Origin of the sequence: Streptomyces sp. ST2-7A (assembly GCF_021390475.1) — a bacterium.
Classification (GTDB): Bacteria; Actinomycetota; Actinomycetes; order Streptomycetales; family Streptomycetaceae; genus Streptomyces.
Map to the genome: position 1 here is coordinate 37202 of NZ_JAJUWS010000033.1, position 15376 is coordinate 52577.

A 15376-nucleotide genomic window follows, 5' to 3' on the forward strand; every position below is an offset into this window, starting at 1 on the left:
GGCCGTCGCCCGGACGACGGGTCACGGCGCGGTCAGGCCCCAGACGAGGGCGAGCGTCACCGAGCAGGCCAGGCCGACCACTCCCCAACGGATGGCCCGGTACTTCGCGGAGAGGATGAAGCTGACGTCCACTGCCTGGACGAGCAGCCACCCGACGGGGTCGCGCCCGGCCTCGGTCACCTCAGAGGTCAACCGGCCGAGGTCCTGCGGGGGCACGAGGTCGCCGAAGAACGTCACCCCCGACCGCTCGCGCACGGTGCGGGTGCGCGGCATGAGCGCCCGTACCAGGGCGGTCACCGCGAGCGTCCAGCACACGCCGGCGGCCACCAGGACGAGGTCGAGCGGCCCCTGCCAGGCCGGGTTGCCCCGCAGCCCGATCAGGAGCACCGGCAGCGCCAGGGACCCGGAGACCAGGACGGACACCTTCGTGTCCGCGCGCCCCAGGTCCTCCCGGACGGTGGTCAGCAGGCGTTCCGCGACCCGCTCCCCCGCGGGGGGGCCCGCCCCGGGCGCGGGTGTGGCGGTCACCGTTCGTCCCCCCACGGCCACGGCTCGTCCCGGACCCCGTGGAGGGACCCTTCCCGGTCCCCGTCCCGGTCGTGCCCGGCCCCGGGGTCCCGGTCGGCCCGGTCCACCGGGGTGGGGTCCCCCGTGGTGGAGCCGTCCCCCGGGTCAGCCGGTGGCCCGGGGGACGGCTCCAGCGCCCACTCCGGGGTGAAGCCCTCCGGCCCGGCGGACCACGGGTCCGCGGGGTCCCGCGCAGGCGGGCCCGACGAAGCGCCTCCGAGGGGATGGCGACCGCGGTCGACGAGGTCCAGGACCCGGGCCTCCACCTCGTGCGAGTGGATCCGCCCCTCGTCGACCATGGCCAGCAGGCGGGTCAGGTACTCCTTCTCGTCCTGCCGGCCCTCCTGGCGGATCTTCTCCATGAACTCCTTGGCCGCCGCGGGCTCGGCCGCCAGCATGTAGGCGAGCTGTTCCAGCCGGCCGCCCCGGAGCATGTCGCGGAACATCTCCTGCCGAACCCGGGTCACCTCGATCCCGGCCCGGACCTCCCGGATGTCCTCCACATGGCCGATCGTCCTGTCGTCCGTCCTCAGGCGGACGAACAGCCTTATTCGCAGCCCAAGTTCGGAGCCCAGGTCGTTCCACCGCCCGTCGGCGCAGCGTCGGGTGAGAAGCCGCTCGGCCTCTTCCGCCCGGGCCACGGGGAACTCCGAGGAGACCTCGCGCAACCTCTCCAGGACGGGGGCCCTCAGCCGTTCGGCGACATCCGTCACCACCTCCACCGCCACCCGGTGGGGGTCGCCGACCGTCCACTGGATGTCGACCTCCGCCGTGAAGAAGGTCGCCCCGCCGGCGGCCGGCAACTCCATCCGGAGCATCGTCAGAAAGGTTCCGCCGGCGATCTCGCACACGGTGCGCGGGCGGGCCAGCGCCTTCCTCCCGTGGTGGGTGGTCCCGGTGACGGTCACGACGCTGTGGCCGCCGTTGGCGTAGAACAGCACCGAGGTCGTCCGGGCACTCGTGTGCCGGAACGGTTTCGACGGAACGTACTCCCGCAGGAAGGGGCCGGCGAGGGTGTTGCCGGGCGCCGGCCCGGCGGGCGCGTTCGGGTGGCCGTCATCGAACATGGTTCTCCCCCTTCGGCGATCCGCGGCCCGCGGGAACGGCCAGCCACCACAGGGAGCGGGCCCGGTCCTCGGGCAGCGGATCGTCCCGGTCGTTCATCATCCGGCGCAACAGCCAGTCCAGCCGTTGCAGTTCGTGCTTCTCCCGCACCAGGTGGGGCAGCAGCTCCGCCAAGCCCGGCCGGGTCCGTTCCATGCCGTCCGCGCGCACCGCGGAGCGGAGCAGCGACTCCAACGCGTCGAGCGCCGCGTCCCGGGAACGGGGCGTGTCGAGCGCGACCCGGAGAGGGGCGGCCATGACGGGCACCAGCCCGGGATGAACCGCCGCGAGGGCGAGCGGCAGGGGCTGGTCGCGGCGCTCGCCCAACGGCGAGTCGGGGCCCTCCGCCAACACCTCGTTCACCTCGGTGGCGGCGAACCTCACCACGGTCACCAGACCCAGGTCCCGGTACTCCTCGCGCCGGTGGCGCACCCAGGCCGCCACGCGCTCCATCACCTTTCCCGCCTCGGACGACGCCATCAACCGCACCGTGTTGAACGAGGCCACCGCCACCCCGGCGCCCTCCCCCCGGGTGCCCGTACGGGCCAGGGCGTCCAGGGCCTCCTCCGTTCCCGGGGCGGCGTTCCCGTAGCCCAGGGTCATCGCCGCGGTCCAGCGCAGCGCCGCCGACTCGCTCCGGCTCCAGTCGTCGACCAATTTGTGCACCGCGGGGCGGTGGGAGGGGTGACCGGCCACCTGGTCCATCGCCGTGGCGGCGAAGAACCTCCGCCGGGTGGCCCTCGCCCGGGCCAGCGGTCGGATCAACTCCCCGTGGCCGTGATCGAAGTCCCGGACGCACAGCTCCCCCGCCGCCACGGCCGCCCGCATCCACACCCCGGGGCGGGGGTCGTCCGCCAACAACCGCAACCAGCGCACCATCGGTGCCCGCACCGGGAAATGCCGGTCCCAGACCTCGGCCAGCACCGCCGAGGGCAGGGCCGCGCCCCGGTACCAGACCAGACCGGCCTCCACCTCCGCCCCGGCCACCTCCGTCCGCCCCCGCCGGAGGTCGGCCCGGGCGAGCACGAGGTCCGTGTCCGGGTCGTCGCAGAACAACGGTCGGGCCGGGGTGGTGTCCGGATCGGCCTGTACGGACAGTTCCCAGGTCAGGAGGTGGGCCGCGGAGGCCACCACGCCGTACGGCACGCCACCCAGCACGGCGAGGGCCAGCCGGAACGCCACGGGGTGGAACAACGAGGCCGCCGACGGCCCGACCACACCCCTTTCCGCGCCGGTCCGGGGCACGGCCGAGCCCCGGTCCACACCGGTGAACCACTCCCGGGCCTGGCGCGCGGCCAGGTCCCGGCAACCGGCCAGCAGTTCCTCGTCGGTGATCGCGCCCGTCACCCGGCCGGCGAGCAGGGAGGCCAGGACCTCGACCTCGGCGGGCCGCAGATCCTCCAGGCCGATGGCGTTCCCCACCTCCTCGGCGTCCGCCCGCGCGAGCGCCGACGCCAGCAGCTCACCCGGATCGGGGCGGGCGCCGTCACCGGTACCGCTGCCGGCGGCCGGGGGGACGTGCTCCCGGAGTCGATCGCGCAGGCGGGCGGTGAGGAGTTCGCGGGTGGGGACGGGCAGACAGGTCATGCCGTAGCGGCCGGCCATCAGGGCGTTGGCGGCGGAGCCGATCGTCACCACGATCACGGCGAACGCCCGTCGCCCGGCCAGCGAGGCGGCCAGACCGTCCAGGTCCAACGCGTCGGGCGGGGCGGAACCGGGACCGGCGGGAGGAAGCTCCACCAGGTAACCCCTGCCGGGGGCGGTGCCCGACGTCCTGGGGGCGTCCGGGTCACCGGCGTCATCCGCGTCACCGAGCAGCTCCACCAACCCGCGCACCCCGTGCTCCGGATCGGCCCGGTGCACCCGTGCCCCGGAACCGGTGGGGGTCCCTCCCCCGGCGGCTCCGGCGGTGACCTCGTCGAGCAGGCAGAGCGCCGTCATGGTGCGCCCCGTGCCCGGCGCCGCGCCCAGCACCAGCAACCGGCGGGTGCGCAGCGCCTCGCGCAGCCGCACATACCCCTCCGGCTCCACGTGGAGCCGTCGCAGCCCGCGCAGTTCCTCCTCGGGAACGGGCCCGCTGCGCATCCGCGTGCCCGGCCGGTGGGCGTCCAGCCTCAGATGGATGTCACCGATGTGGGCGCTGCTGATGTAGGAGCGGTCGATGGTGTTCAGATCCCGCCCGGCCTCGAACAACCTGCGGCCGGTGCGCCGTGCGGCGGCCGCGGCGGCCAGGACAGCGGGACCGTCCCCGCCGTCCTCCGCGTCCTCGCCCTCCCCGGCTCCCCCGGCACGGAGGGGGTCCCGGGTGTGCTCCCGGAACCGCTCGGCGGCACGCGCCCGCTCCCGGGCCTCCTCCTCACCCCGCCCCGCCCCCTCATCGGCATCCGCCGGCTCCCCCGGAGGGGCGGGAGCCGGCTCCCCGGCCCCGTCCCCGTCCCGGGGGCGGCCGTCCACGGGACCCTCCGGTCGCCGCTCCTCGCCCGGCGTCACCGGTTCCCCCCGTCCCCGGGCTCGCGGACGACGCGGCCGATGTGCACCGGCTGGTGATAGGTGTTGCCGTCGTGCCGGGACAGATCACCGCCGGCGAGGTACACGTCGCGGGCGGCTGTCACGGTCTGCGTCACCCCGGGGGCGGTGTCCGGGACGCGCGCGGAAGCGGGGCGCGGGGCCGGGTCGGTGCCCCCGGTGCCGCCTCCGGTGTCCGCGTCGGGGTCGGGCGCCGGGCCCCCCGGCCCGGGCTCCTCCCCCTCCGCCGGCAGGGCCGGAGTCGGCCGGCCGGGCAGGTGGAACCAGGCTCTGGTGGCGCCCTCCTTGAAGTCCTGGCGAGCGGGGGAATACCGCGCCGGTTCGATGAACTTCCCGCCGCCGGCCACCACGTCCTCGTACAGGGAGGACGAGACCACCACCACCATGTCGGCCCCCTCGGCGTCCAACAGCCGCCGGGAGAGCTGCGAGTCGGCCAGCCGGCAGGCGAGGTCGACCGCCCGCCCGCTGATGCCGTGCGGGTCGTGACGGACCGGCCCGACGTGCATCCCCACCCGCAGCCCCAGGGGGACACGCAGGGCCCGGTTCGTCTCGCGCAGGGCCTCGTGCGCCTCCACCACCCACAGGCCGAGCAGGCGGGTGACGGGTATCCCACCGCTCACCGAGACCAGCACCCCGTCCCCGCGGTCCTCCAGGTGCAGGTCCTCCCGTCCCACCCCGGCGTGTGCGAACGCCGTCCCCACGATCCCGTGGACATCGGCCCGCATCCGCGGCTTGTCCGCGTCCCCGTACGACCCGGAGCGCCGCGCGTCGACGCTGATCACCGACTCGTAGAGCGCTTCGCTGCCGTCCCCGGCGTCTTTCACCCCAACCCCCTCATGACATCCGCCGTTCTCATGACATCCGTCGTCGCTCGTTGCCCGACGTCCCACCAGGCTCGCCCCGTGGAACGGGGTCGTCTGTAGCCGTTTACACACCCGCCCCGGGAGTTCAGTCCGAATGGCCCTCGGCGAGCAGGGAGAGCAACCGGGGGTCGAGGATCTCCACCACCCGGTTCCCGGTGCGCACGATCCCCTGCTCCCTCAGGAGTCGGAGCGCCTTCGCCACGGCCTCCCTGGTCGCTCCCACGGTGGCCGCCAACTCGTCCTGTGCCAGGTGGATCACGACACCCGGCCCTTCCGTCGCGGCCCCCTCGGGGAGGTAGGGCCCCGCCTCCCCCGGTCGGGAGAGTTCGGCGAGCCGCCCGGCCAGCCGTTGCAGGACCGTGAGGGAGGCGAGGGCGGAGCGCTCCCGATCGGCGCTGCGCAGCCGGACGGCGAGCTGTCGCATCACCAGTCCGCCCACCCGGGGGTTCACGGCCAGGAAGCGACGGAAGACGTCCCCGTCGATGACCTGCGCCTCCACCTCCCCCAGGGCACGCAGCGTGGCACTGCGGGGATGCCGGTCCAACGCCGACATCTCCCCCAGCAGCTCGCCGGGGCCGCGGAGCCCGACGATGAGCCGCGTGGCCCCCCGGTCCGTGGCCACCGACACGGTCACCCACCCCTCCGACACGACCATGACGTGATGGGACCGGTCCCCCTCGGAGACGAGGTGGGCGTCGGCCGGATAGCGCTTGGGGAAGCCGAGAGCCATCACGCTCTCGGCTTCCTGTGTCGTCAGGGCGTGTGCGAACGCCAAGTCCTCGCCGAGCAGCCCCATGGGCACTCCCCCCAAGGGGTGTCGATCGGCTGGTTTCCAGGGCGATGATGCTCCCGGGGCGGCGCCCGGGCGGGAAACGATTCACGCCATTCACCCCCTACCGGTCGGTAGGGGGTGAAGACGGCAGTTGACGGGCTGTCGCCCTGTCGGCCCCGGAGGACGGGCGGGCGCCGCTCCGAACCCGGCCCGCTTCGTTCCCCGCGACCGGAACGCCCCGACATCCGAGGTGGGGGGCCACACCGAACACACCGAACCGGGGAAACGGAAGAAAACCTCCGGCCCCCGACTTGGCGGAAATTCGGGACCCGGCCACCCCTTCCCGACCATTCGCCCCCACCGCATGGCCGAGGTGCGCTATGGCGGGCGGGTGAACGGCCCGCCCCCGCGCGTGGAAGGCCGGCCACCCTCGACAGCCCTGTCACCGACGGGACGCGGCGAGCGGCCGGTGGGAAACGTTCCGAACCCCGTCGCGGGCGTCCGGCCCGCTACGCGTCCTCCCGGGCGACCGGCGCGGGGGCTCTCGGCGGGTGTTCCGTCCCCGCCCGGGTCGCTCAGGGAACGGCCGGGATGGAAGTGGCCCCGGTCGGGTCGCCCTCGCCCTTCCCGACCGGCGGGAACGCGGGAAGGCGGGCGCCGCGCGCCTCCGCGACCCGGTGCACCTCGCGCAGCGCCTCCGCCATGCGTCTCACCAGGTACCGCAACTGGTCGTCGGTGACCCGGCGGTCGTCCACCATGTCGGCGGCGTGACCGAGCAGGACGAGGGCCGTGTCCAACTGCACCTCCTCCACCCGGTGGAGGAGGCGGGACTCGCGACCGGCCGCGTCCCGCGCCGGGAGGGGTGACCGGGCCGCCGGGCAGGGGGCACCTGTCGTGGGGGCGCTCACGCGGTCACTCCCCCGGCGCGAACCGCTCGCCACCTCCCGGGAACGGCCCCCGGCGCGGGTCCCGGGGCGGACCCCGCCGCTCGGCGGTGGCGGGCCGCCCCACGCCGCCCCACCTCGGGCTCACGGCCGGCAGCGGGACATGCCCGGTGACGGCCGGACGCCGGGCGGAGGAACCGCGTCGGCGGTTCGGGAAGGCGGGCGATGAGTCGGCGCACGGCGTCACTCCACGGTTCGGGTGTTCCCACCCCGGCGGCTCGGACCGCGCCGGGGTCGTCGCGGAGCCGGCCGCAAGCAAACTCCGCTCCGTATCGATTCACTCACACAGTGAGAAGCGACGGGCTACGCTGACCAGGGGTTCGGAGTGACGTTCCACCTGTCACGCGGGAGTTGACCATGAGCAATACCTATGGGGAATGGTTGCGGGAACAGCGCGCGGCTGCCGGCATGACCCAGCAGGAGTTGGCCGACGCGGCGATCATGACCCGCTCGCACATCGCCCACATCGAGGCGGGCCGTCGCGTCCCCTCACGGGAGGACGCCCGCCGCCTGGACCGGGTCCTCGACACCGGCAACGTGCTCACCAGCTTCCTCCCGCAGAAAGACGTGGCCGTCGCCGACTACTTCGAGGCCGCCCGCCACCTCGAACAGCAGGCCACCGTCATCCGCGAGTTCGCCCTGTCGTGCGTTCCCGGCATCCTCCAGACGGAGGCGTACGCACGCGCGATCCTTCGCAGCGGCTTCGCCCCCTTGAGCGATGAGGAATGTGACAGGCTCGTCGTCACACGGCTGGAACGCGCGAAGATCCTCACCCACCGCCCTCTTCCCGTGGTGTGGGCGCTCCTCGACGAAGCGGTTCTACGCCGCCCGGTCGGTGGATCGGCCGTGATGGCCGACCAGATCGCTCATCTCGTCCGGCTCTGCGAGGAGGGACGGGTGCGGCTCCACGTGTTGCCCTACGGGTTGGGCGCCCATCCCCTGATGCAGGGCATGTTGACCCTGATGTGGTTCGAGGACCAGCCCTCCGTCGCCTACTCGGAGGGATTGCGGGTGGGGAGGGTGCACGACTCCCCGACCGTGGTCGAGCGGTTGCAGAACGCCTACCATCAGGCTTTGGGGGACGCGTTGCCGTCGAAGGAGTCCCATACCCTCCTGCGAGCGACCGCGAAGGAACATCAACGTCATGCCTGACCTCGCCGCCCCGATCGCTTCCATATCCGGGAGGTGGCACAGGTCGTCGTACAGCGGCCCCGAGGGCGGCAGTTGCGTGGAGATCATGGACGGCCACCCCTCCGCCGTCCCCGTCCGCGACTCCAAGAAGCCCCGGGGCCCCGTCCTCACCTTCACCCCCGAAAGCTGGACCGCCTTCCTCGCCACCACCGACCGCACCTCATCCACCATCTGAGCAACTCTGACAGAGTCGTTTTACAGAAACAAAGACCTTGAGTGGAATCCCAAGAGACCCTATCAGGAATTCACCAAAAGAGGCAAAAACCTTAAATCGAAGATCAAGAAAGTTCAGGCACGACACAGGCGCCATCAAAGCAAACTTATCCCCGGACTTCCCACCAGCCATCGAAATCGGAAACCTCCCTGGGAAACCCTCACCAGGAACCAAACCCAGATGAGAACCGGCAGTCACCCACCCTCCCCGGGATTGCCGATGTCAATAACTACCGTCACCCCGGAAGTCGACCTGAAGATCGCCTCTCCTTCGATCAGGGAAACCCCAACAAAAGGATTCGACTCTTCGAAATACATGACCCAAATGAGCCCTCCCTTCTCGTCCATTCTGGCAAAGAATCCTTCAGATCCATACGAACCCTCCCCTCGGCAAATTTCCCCACCATCACCCGTCTCCCGCGTACCGGTGACATCAACCGGTGTAACCCAGTCCGGGTTTTTCCCTAGCTCAAATTCAAGGTCGAACTCACCTCCGAAACTCACTCCGGAATCAGATTCATCATCCAACTGCACATCGATCGACACCCCTCTTGAGACCATGCGAAGAGCATCGCGGATGAAAACTTTCCCGTCTCCCCAAAGCCCTGAAGCAATACTCACTTCCCACCACCTCCACCCTTGCACTGCACCGTCGGCCTTTCGGAGAGCCCTTGACTGGGCACTACACCACCAGCCCTTCTGCTCCTGGGATCGTTGAACCTCTGCTGGAATTTATCTCCCCAGGTTTTCCCTGCCGTGGAATCGGGATGGGGAGCATTCGGGTCCACACGCTCGATCGGAACTTTAACCCCTGCCTCGCGAGCGGCGTCCAGACGGCGATTGTCATAGGTAACCAACTGGCCATCAACTTCCATAACCCTAAGCGGGCCCGACCTCCCCCAATCCCGCCTATTCGCCTTCATCTCATCAGCATAACTATTTTCCGATATGGCGCGCTGAGAAAAATTAATATCTCCCGGAGAAATCCATTCAGGTGCGAGCCCGAGGGGGTCGGCCCAGGTCCGATGTCGGCATACGAACGGCCCCCGAATTGGGCGGGGTTCGGTCCGTGGTGTGGTGAGCCGGGCGCGAGGGCCACGAGGGTCAACCGGCGGTCGTGCCCGGGGCGGATGGCCCGGATTCAGCGCTTCGGCGTGATGTTCGCGTTGAGGCGGAATAGATTGTCGGGGTCGTACTCCGCCTTGATCTCCGAGAGCCGCTCGTAATTCGTGCCGTAGCCCTCGTGCATGAGCTGTTCGCCCTCCTCGAGGAAGCCGGGGAAGTTGAGGTAGACGCCGCCGGTGGAGAACGAGCGCAGGTCGGCGAAGGTGTCGCGCACCCAGGCCACGTTCGCGGCCGACTCGGCCTCCGCCTCCCAGTTCGCCTCGATCCCGATCAGGTAGGGGGCGTCGCGGTTGGCGAAGGCGGTCTCCTCCTCGCCGACGCGGGCCATGGCGCCGCCCTGGTACCAGACGTCGATGGTGGACAGGGCGGACGGTGCCGCGGCGGCGTGCTCGGCGAGCCGCTTGATCAGCCCGTCGTCGAGCCCGGGCATGTTGATGGACTTCCAGTAGTACCGCAGGCCGTCGGGGTAGTCCTCGTCCACGGTCCCCTGCGCCTCCGCGTAGGGGACCGTCCCGCTGAGGTCCAGGATCGGCTCGGTGATCTCCCGTAGCGGTCGCAGGAGTCGCTCGCCCTCCTCCGGGTCGCCCGGGTAGGGTCCGAGCAGCGCCGCGTAGTGCTTCCCGCGTATCTCGGGCGGGAAGCTCTCCTCCTCTTCCGGGATCCTGCCGAGGATCCCGATCGGGGCGAAGTCGTCCGGTCTCTCGGACAGGCACCGCTCGCAGGCCCGCAGCACCTCCTCGGTGTGGGAGGCGGGGTGGAACACGAAGCAGAGGAAGACCTCCGGTCCGATGGGGTGCAGCCGGTACTCGAAGGCGGTGACGACGCCGAAGTTGCCGCCGCCGCCACGGATCGCCCAGAACAGTCCACGGTTCCGGTCCCCGTCGGCGACCAGAAGTTGCCCGTCGGCGGTGACGACCCGTGCGGACACGAGGTTGTCGCAGCTCAGTCCGTGCTTGCGACGGAGCCAGCCCATGCCTCCGGAGAGGGTGAGGCCGGCCGCTCCGGTCCCCGTCACCACGCCCAGCGGAGTGGCGAGCCCGTGGCGCTGGGTCTCGCGGTCGATGTCCCCGAGCGTGCAGCCACCGCGCGCGACCGCGCTCCGCTTCTCCGGGTCGACGTGGACCTCTCTCATCTCCGACAGGTCGATGACCAGGCCGCCGTCGCAGAGTGCCTGGCCGGCGACGCCGTGTCCGCCGCCGCGCACGGCGAGTGGCAGCTTGTTCTCGCGGGCGAAGTCGACCGAGGCGATCACGTCCTCGTCACCGGCGCACCGGGCCACCAGCGCCGGATGTTTGTCGATCATGCCGTTCCAGAGCCTCCGGGCCGGCTCGTAGTCGGCGTCGTCGGGCCGGATGAGGGCGCCTCGCAGCCGGGAGGCGAACGCGTCCACCAGTGGGGTCGGAAGGTCCGCCTCCCCACCGCGCCGTTCCCGCTCCCCGCTCGATGACCGGTCGCCGTCGTGGTGGTGCTTCCCGCTCATGGTGGTCACCTCCCGGTTTTCAGCATCACCCCCGGCGGGATGAGGTGCCACCCGGGCTTTTCGCGCACCGTACGACTCGTGGGCGGGGCGGCCGTTTCCGGTGACGGGGCCGGGGTGACGGCAGGACCGGGCCCCGTGCCCGTTCGGCGATTCCGGCTTCGCCGGGCGGGCACGGGGCGGAGCCCGGCATGGTGGGCTCCGCCCCGTCCGATGTGGGGGTCGTTCGGCGACGGTCAGCCGGCGGTGCCGGTGACGGTGCCGCCGGAACGGGTGAGGGTGTAGGTCACGGTGTCACCGCTCCAGAAGTGGAAGGTGAGGTTGACCGTGGAGTTGTTCCGCACGCCGTTGAAGAAGGCCGAGGGGAGGGTGATCCGCCCGGCCTCGTAGTCCGGGGAGAAGGCGGCCTCGAACTCCTTGAAGGAGGTCCAGTCGTGCGGGCCGGCGTTGCCGCCGTCCGCGTAGACGGCCTCCATGGTGGCGAGCTGGTCGCCGTTGAACCGGGTGGGGATCACGAGGGAGTTGGTGGTGCCGGAGGCGTTGGAGAGCCGCGGTGTCCTGTGGGTGATCACCCGCACATCCCAGGGGGCGCCGCCGGAGAACTCCAGCGTCAGCGTGGCCTTGACGCCCTGGCCGCCGCCGGCGGTGAGGCGGGTGAGGGTCGCGGCGGAGACGGTGAGCCGGTCGCCGTTCACGGTGTAGTCGGTACCGCGCGTCAGCTGCCGCGCGCCGTGGCGGACGGCGGTGAGGGTGTGACCGGTGGTGTCGAGGGTGATCTCGGCGTCGGTCACGGGCCGGGAGCCGCGCACGAAGATCTGGTCGGTGGAGGCGGTCGCCGAGGCGGTGGTCCAGCTGGTGGAGATCCGCCGGTACAGGGTCGGGTCGTTCCACGTCAGGGAGTTGCGGTTGAAGTGCTGGCCGTTGTCCCACCACATGGTGGTCAGGTCGCGGGCGCGCGCCCGGTTGCCGAAGTCCTCGAAGAACTTGAGCTTCTCGCCCTGCTGGACGGTGCCGGTGTGGCGGTCGAAGCCGAGGAGGCCGTACTCGCCGATGATCACCGGGATGCCGCGGGAGACGAAGGTGTCGTGGAGCCGGTCGAAGGTCTCGACCATGTCCCGCCGGGAGTCCTGCTCGTAGCGGGTGTAGCCGGCGACGTTCACGCTGAACGGCCAGAAGCCGTAGTAGTGGATGGTCGCGGCGAGGTTGGGGTCGTCCAGTTCGTCGAACGTCTCGGCCAGCTCGTCCAGTCGCTCCTGCTCGTGGGCGGCGTGGAGGGTGGTGAGGACCAGGAGGCGGTCGGCGTTGTTGCCGCCGGAGTCGCGGACGATGCCGTGGAAGGTGGTGTTGAGGTCGTGCAGCAGTTCGGCGTCGTGCGCGGCGCCGGAGCTGCCCTCGAAGTACGGCTCGTTGACGCTCTCGAAGCTCAGCTCGGGGGGCGCGTCACGGAAGGTCTCGGCGATCTGTTCCCAGCTCGCGGTGTACCGGGCCATCACCGTGTCGTGGTTCCGGGGCAGATTCATGATCCACTGCCAGGAGTCGTGATGGATGTTGATCATCACGTGGAAGCCCTCGTCGAGGGCTTGGTCGACGACCTCCTCGACGCGGTCGAGGTAGCTCTGGTCGATGGTGTAATCCGGGGCCCCGCCCTGCTGGGCGCTCCAGGTCACGGGGATGCGGATGCTCTCGAATCCCTGCGCTCGGATGGCGGCCAACTGCTGACGGGTGACCCGGGGGTTGCCCCAGGCGGTCTCGTCGCTGCCGACGGCGTCCAGGGTGTTGCCCAGGTTCCAACCGGGCTGCATGGCCGCGACCATGTCCATGGCGGAGGTGGTGGTCACATCCCCCACCGTCTCCCGGGGCGTCTCCTCGTCGGTGCCGTCCTCCCCCGCGAGGGCGGAGGTCGGCACGGCGGCCAGGCCGACGAGTACGGCGAGTGAGGTCAGGGCGGTCAGAAAACCTCGTGAACGGCTCTTCACGGTCGTCCCTTCAGATCGTGTGCGTCCGAGCGGGACTCGATGTGATCGTTTCCGGATGGCTCGCCGTACCGCCCCCGCCTTCCGGACCCGCCCCGGCAGGGGTGGGTTGCCGACCACGTCGGAGGCCCGCTCGTGGAACTGCGATACGTCGGCCTCGCCGCCTCACCGGCGGGAACCGGGGTGACCCGAAGGTGGCATCGTCGAACACATTCGACTTGATTCCGACATATTCCAACGAACGTATCCGTGACGTCGTGAACACGTCAATAGAGGTGGGGTGGGCGTTGCGTGAGGTCGGCAGGGGCGACCGGTGAAGACCGCCGAGGGAAGGGGCACCTCGACCGCCCCGCCACCGAACCCCGGCCCGTTTCGCCCGTTTCCATCCGGTTATCCGACCGAGTGACGCGTCGCGCGGCCGGGCGAAGCCCCGTCACACGCGTTCCCGTTCCCGGCGCGCCGCCGATGTCCCGCCGACCGGGCGGGTACGACGACCGAGGAGGTCGAGATGACCGTCCCACCCCCCGATCCCGGACCACCGATCCCGGGGCCCGGCCCCGACCCGGTGCCGCCGACGCCCGGCCCCGGGCCGGGTCCCGGCGAGCCCGATCCCGTGCCGCGACCACCGGCGCCCGGACCCCTGCCCGAGCCGGAGCCCACGCCCCGGCCCGGTCGGTGACGACCGTCACGCCGGGTGCCGCCCCGAAACGGGGCGGCACCCGGCACGGCATGGCCCTAGGATGCATACATGTCGAAGGTTCTGAATAAACTTCCAGTCGGCGAGCGGGTCGGCATCGCGTTCTCGGGTGGCCTGGACACCTCGGTCGCGGTGGCGTGGATGCGCGAGGGCGGCGCCATCCCCTACGCCTACACGGCCGATGTCGGCCAGTACGACGAGCCGAAGCTGGACGACGTGCCCGCCCGGGGCCTCGCCTACGGCGCCGAACGCGCCCGGCTCATCGACTGCCGCGAGGCCCTGGTGGAGGAGGGATTGGCCGCCCTGACCGCCGGCGCCTTCCACATCCGGTCCGCCGGGCAGACCTACTTCAACACCACTCCGCTGGGTCGCGCGGTGGTGGGCACCCTGCTGGTGCGGGCCATGCACGATGACGACGTCTCCATCTGGGGTGACGGTTCCACCTACAAGGGCAACGACATCGAGCGGTTCTACCGCTACGGCCTGCTCGCCAACCCGGACCTGCGGATCTACAAGCCCTGGCTGGACCGCGACTTCGTGACCGAACTCGGCGGCCGGCAGGAGATGTCCGTCTGGCTCTCCGAGCGGGACCTGCCCTACCGCGACTCCGCCGAGAAGGCGTACTCCACCGACGCCAACATCTGGGGCGCCACCCACGAGGCCAAGCGCCTGGAGTACCTCGACACCCCGCTGGAGATCGTCTCCCCGATCATGGGCGTCCGCTTCTGGGACGAGGGCGTGGAGATCCCGGCCGAGGACGTCACCGTCGACTTCGAGTACGGACGGCCGGTGCGGATCAACGGCAAGGCGTTCCCCTCCGCCGTGGACCTCGTCCGGGAGGCCAACGCGATCGGTGGCCGGCACGGCCTGGGCATGTCCGACCAGATCGAGAACCGCGTCATCGAGGCCAAGAGTCGCGGCATCTACGAGGCCCCCGGCATGGCGCTGCTGCACATCGCCTACGAGCGGCTGCTCAACGCCATCCACAACGAGGACACCGTGGCGATGTACCACGTGGAGGGGCGCCGGCTCGGGCGGCTGCTCTACGAGGGCCGCTGGTTCGACCCGCAGGCGCTCATGCTGCGCGAGAGCCTCCAACGCTGGGTCGGCTACCCGGTCACCGGCAGCGTCACCCTGCGGCTGCGCCGGGGGCAGGACTACACGATCCTGGACACCACCGGCCCGCAGCTGAGCTACCACGCCGAGAAGCTGTCCATGGAGCGCAGCCACGAGCAGGCGTTCTTCCCGGACGACCGGATCGGTCAGCTGACCATGCGCAACCTCGACATCGCCGACTCCCGGGCGAAGCTCGAGCAGTACGCGGCGGGTGGGCGGCTCGAGGCATGGAAGGGTCTGATCGGCGTACCGGCGCCCGGCGGGGCGGAGGCCATCGCGAGCCTCGGCGCCGAGGAGGAGCCCGGTTCGGTGGACGACCAGGCGCTGGACCACGCCGCGATCGAGTCCGGCACGGACTGAGCGGCGGTTCCCGGACCCGTCCGCCGGGACCCACCGGCCGGGAACATTCGCCCGGGCCCACCCGGATCACCACCGCGGGTCACCGATCATTCCGCATATGTATGCACGGCCCCGGGTCGTGGCGCATCCCGCGCCACGACCCGGGGCCATTCGCTTCGTATGGGACGTTCCGGTGAGCCGGGGCGAGCGTTCGAGGCGGGGGCGCAACCGTCCGCTCCCGATCGTCCCGGCCTCCCCACCCGTCATCAACCTCCGAACATCTGAACCATGAATCGCCCGAATCGGGCGTGACCCGGACCGGTCTACCCGCGTTAACCGAGCACTCGCGCGATTTTCCGAGACCGAGAGGAACAGTCGTGGTCCGATACCCGAACGCCCTCGCCCCTCCCGGAGACTCCCCCGGCCCCCACTCTCGTCATCGGCACCGCGGTTCCCGTCCGGAAGGGGG

The 15376-nt window shown here is 71.0% G+C and carries 12 protein-coding genes; 3 read left to right on the top strand and 9 right to left on the bottom strand.

The features are described 5' to 3' along the window. Nucleotides 1-21: 21 nt before the first annotated feature. The 6 genes from LZF96_RS19045 to LZF96_RS19070 form a co-directional block, all read right to left on the bottom strand. Nucleotides 22-528: a Pycsar system effector family protein gene (locus LZF96_RS19045; protein ID WP_233874023.1), complete on the bottom strand. Its 507-nt coding sequence runs from the start codon at nucleotides 526-528 to the stop codon at nucleotides 22-24. Further along, nucleotides 525-1634, bottom strand: coding sequence for a hypothetical protein (locus LZF96_RS19050; RefSeq protein ID WP_233874025.1), 1110 nt, complete (start codon nucleotides 1632-1634; stop codon nucleotides 525-527). The genes LZF96_RS19045 and LZF96_RS19050 overlap by 4 nt, the downstream gene beginning before the upstream one ends. Then, nucleotides 1624-4125: a hypothetical protein gene (locus tag LZF96_RS19055; RefSeq protein WP_233874028.1), complete on the bottom strand. Its 2502-nt coding sequence runs from the start codon at nucleotides 4123-4125 to the stop codon at nucleotides 1624-1626. The genes LZF96_RS19050 and LZF96_RS19055 overlap by 11 nt, the downstream gene beginning before the upstream one ends. Nucleotides 4126-4157: 32 nt before the next feature. Next, nucleotides 4158-5021, bottom strand: coding sequence for a hypothetical protein (locus LZF96_RS19060; RefSeq protein WP_233874031.1), 864 nt, complete (start codon nucleotides 5019-5021; stop codon nucleotides 4158-4160). 124 nt (nucleotides 5022-5145) lie between these two features. After that, nucleotides 5146-5856, bottom strand: a complete 711-nt coding sequence (locus LZF96_RS19065) for a Crp/Fnr family transcriptional regulator (RefSeq protein WP_233874034.1) — start codon at nucleotides 5854-5856, stop codon at nucleotides 5146-5148. Between the two features lie 551 nt (nucleotides 5857-6407). Continuing rightward, nucleotides 6408-6740 (bottom strand): hypothetical protein, encoded by a 333-nt coding sequence (locus tag LZF96_RS19070; RefSeq protein WP_233874038.1) that lies wholly within the window; start codon nucleotides 6738-6740, stop codon nucleotides 6408-6410. A 393-nt stretch (nucleotides 6741-7133) separates the two neighbouring features. Between LZF96_RS19070 and LZF96_RS19075 the strand changes: the two genes are divergently transcribed. Both LZF96_RS19075 and LZF96_RS19080 read left to right on the top strand, forming a co-directional pair. Beyond that, nucleotides 7134-7928 carry a helix-turn-helix transcriptional regulator gene (locus LZF96_RS19075; protein WP_233874042.1) on the top strand — a complete coding sequence of 265 codons (795 nt, stop codon included), beginning with the start codon at nucleotides 7134-7136 and terminating at the stop codon, nucleotides 7926-7928. Beyond that, nucleotides 7921-8142 carry a DUF397 domain-containing protein gene (locus LZF96_RS19080; RefSeq protein WP_233874046.1) on the top strand — a complete coding sequence of 74 codons (222 nt, stop codon included), beginning with the start codon at nucleotides 7921-7923 and terminating at the stop codon, nucleotides 8140-8142. The genes LZF96_RS19075 and LZF96_RS19080 overlap by 8 nt, the downstream gene beginning before the upstream one ends. A gap of 233 nt (nucleotides 8143-8375) precedes the next feature. Here the strand turns inward: LZF96_RS19080 and LZF96_RS19085 are convergent, their stop codons facing one another. The 3 genes from LZF96_RS19085 to LZF96_RS19095 form a co-directional block, all read right to left on the bottom strand. Then, complete coding sequence (locus LZF96_RS19085) at nucleotides 8376-8801, bottom strand: hypothetical protein (RefSeq protein WP_233874048.1); 426 nt, start codon at nucleotides 8799-8801, stop codon at nucleotides 8376-8378. A 520-nt stretch (nucleotides 8802-9321) separates the two neighbouring features. Further along, entirely contained in the window at nucleotides 9322-10785 is a 1464-nt protein-coding gene (locus LZF96_RS19090) for an FAD-binding oxidoreductase (RefSeq protein ID WP_233874050.1), read from the bottom strand. 233 nt (nucleotides 10786-11018) lie between these two features. Next, nucleotides 11019-12758 (bottom strand): cellulase family glycosylhydrolase, encoded by a 1740-nt coding sequence (locus LZF96_RS19095; protein WP_233874055.1) that lies wholly within the window; start codon nucleotides 12756-12758, stop codon nucleotides 11019-11021. A gap of 745 nt (nucleotides 12759-13503) precedes the next feature. Between LZF96_RS19095 and argG the strand changes: the two genes are divergently transcribed. Continuing rightward, on the top strand, nucleotides 13504-14928 hold the full coding sequence (gene argG / locus LZF96_RS19100; protein ID WP_233874058.1) for an argininosuccinate synthase: 1425 nt from the start codon (nucleotides 13504-13506) through the stop codon (nucleotides 14926-14928). The last annotated feature ends 448 nt before the right edge of the window (nucleotides 14929-15376 follow it).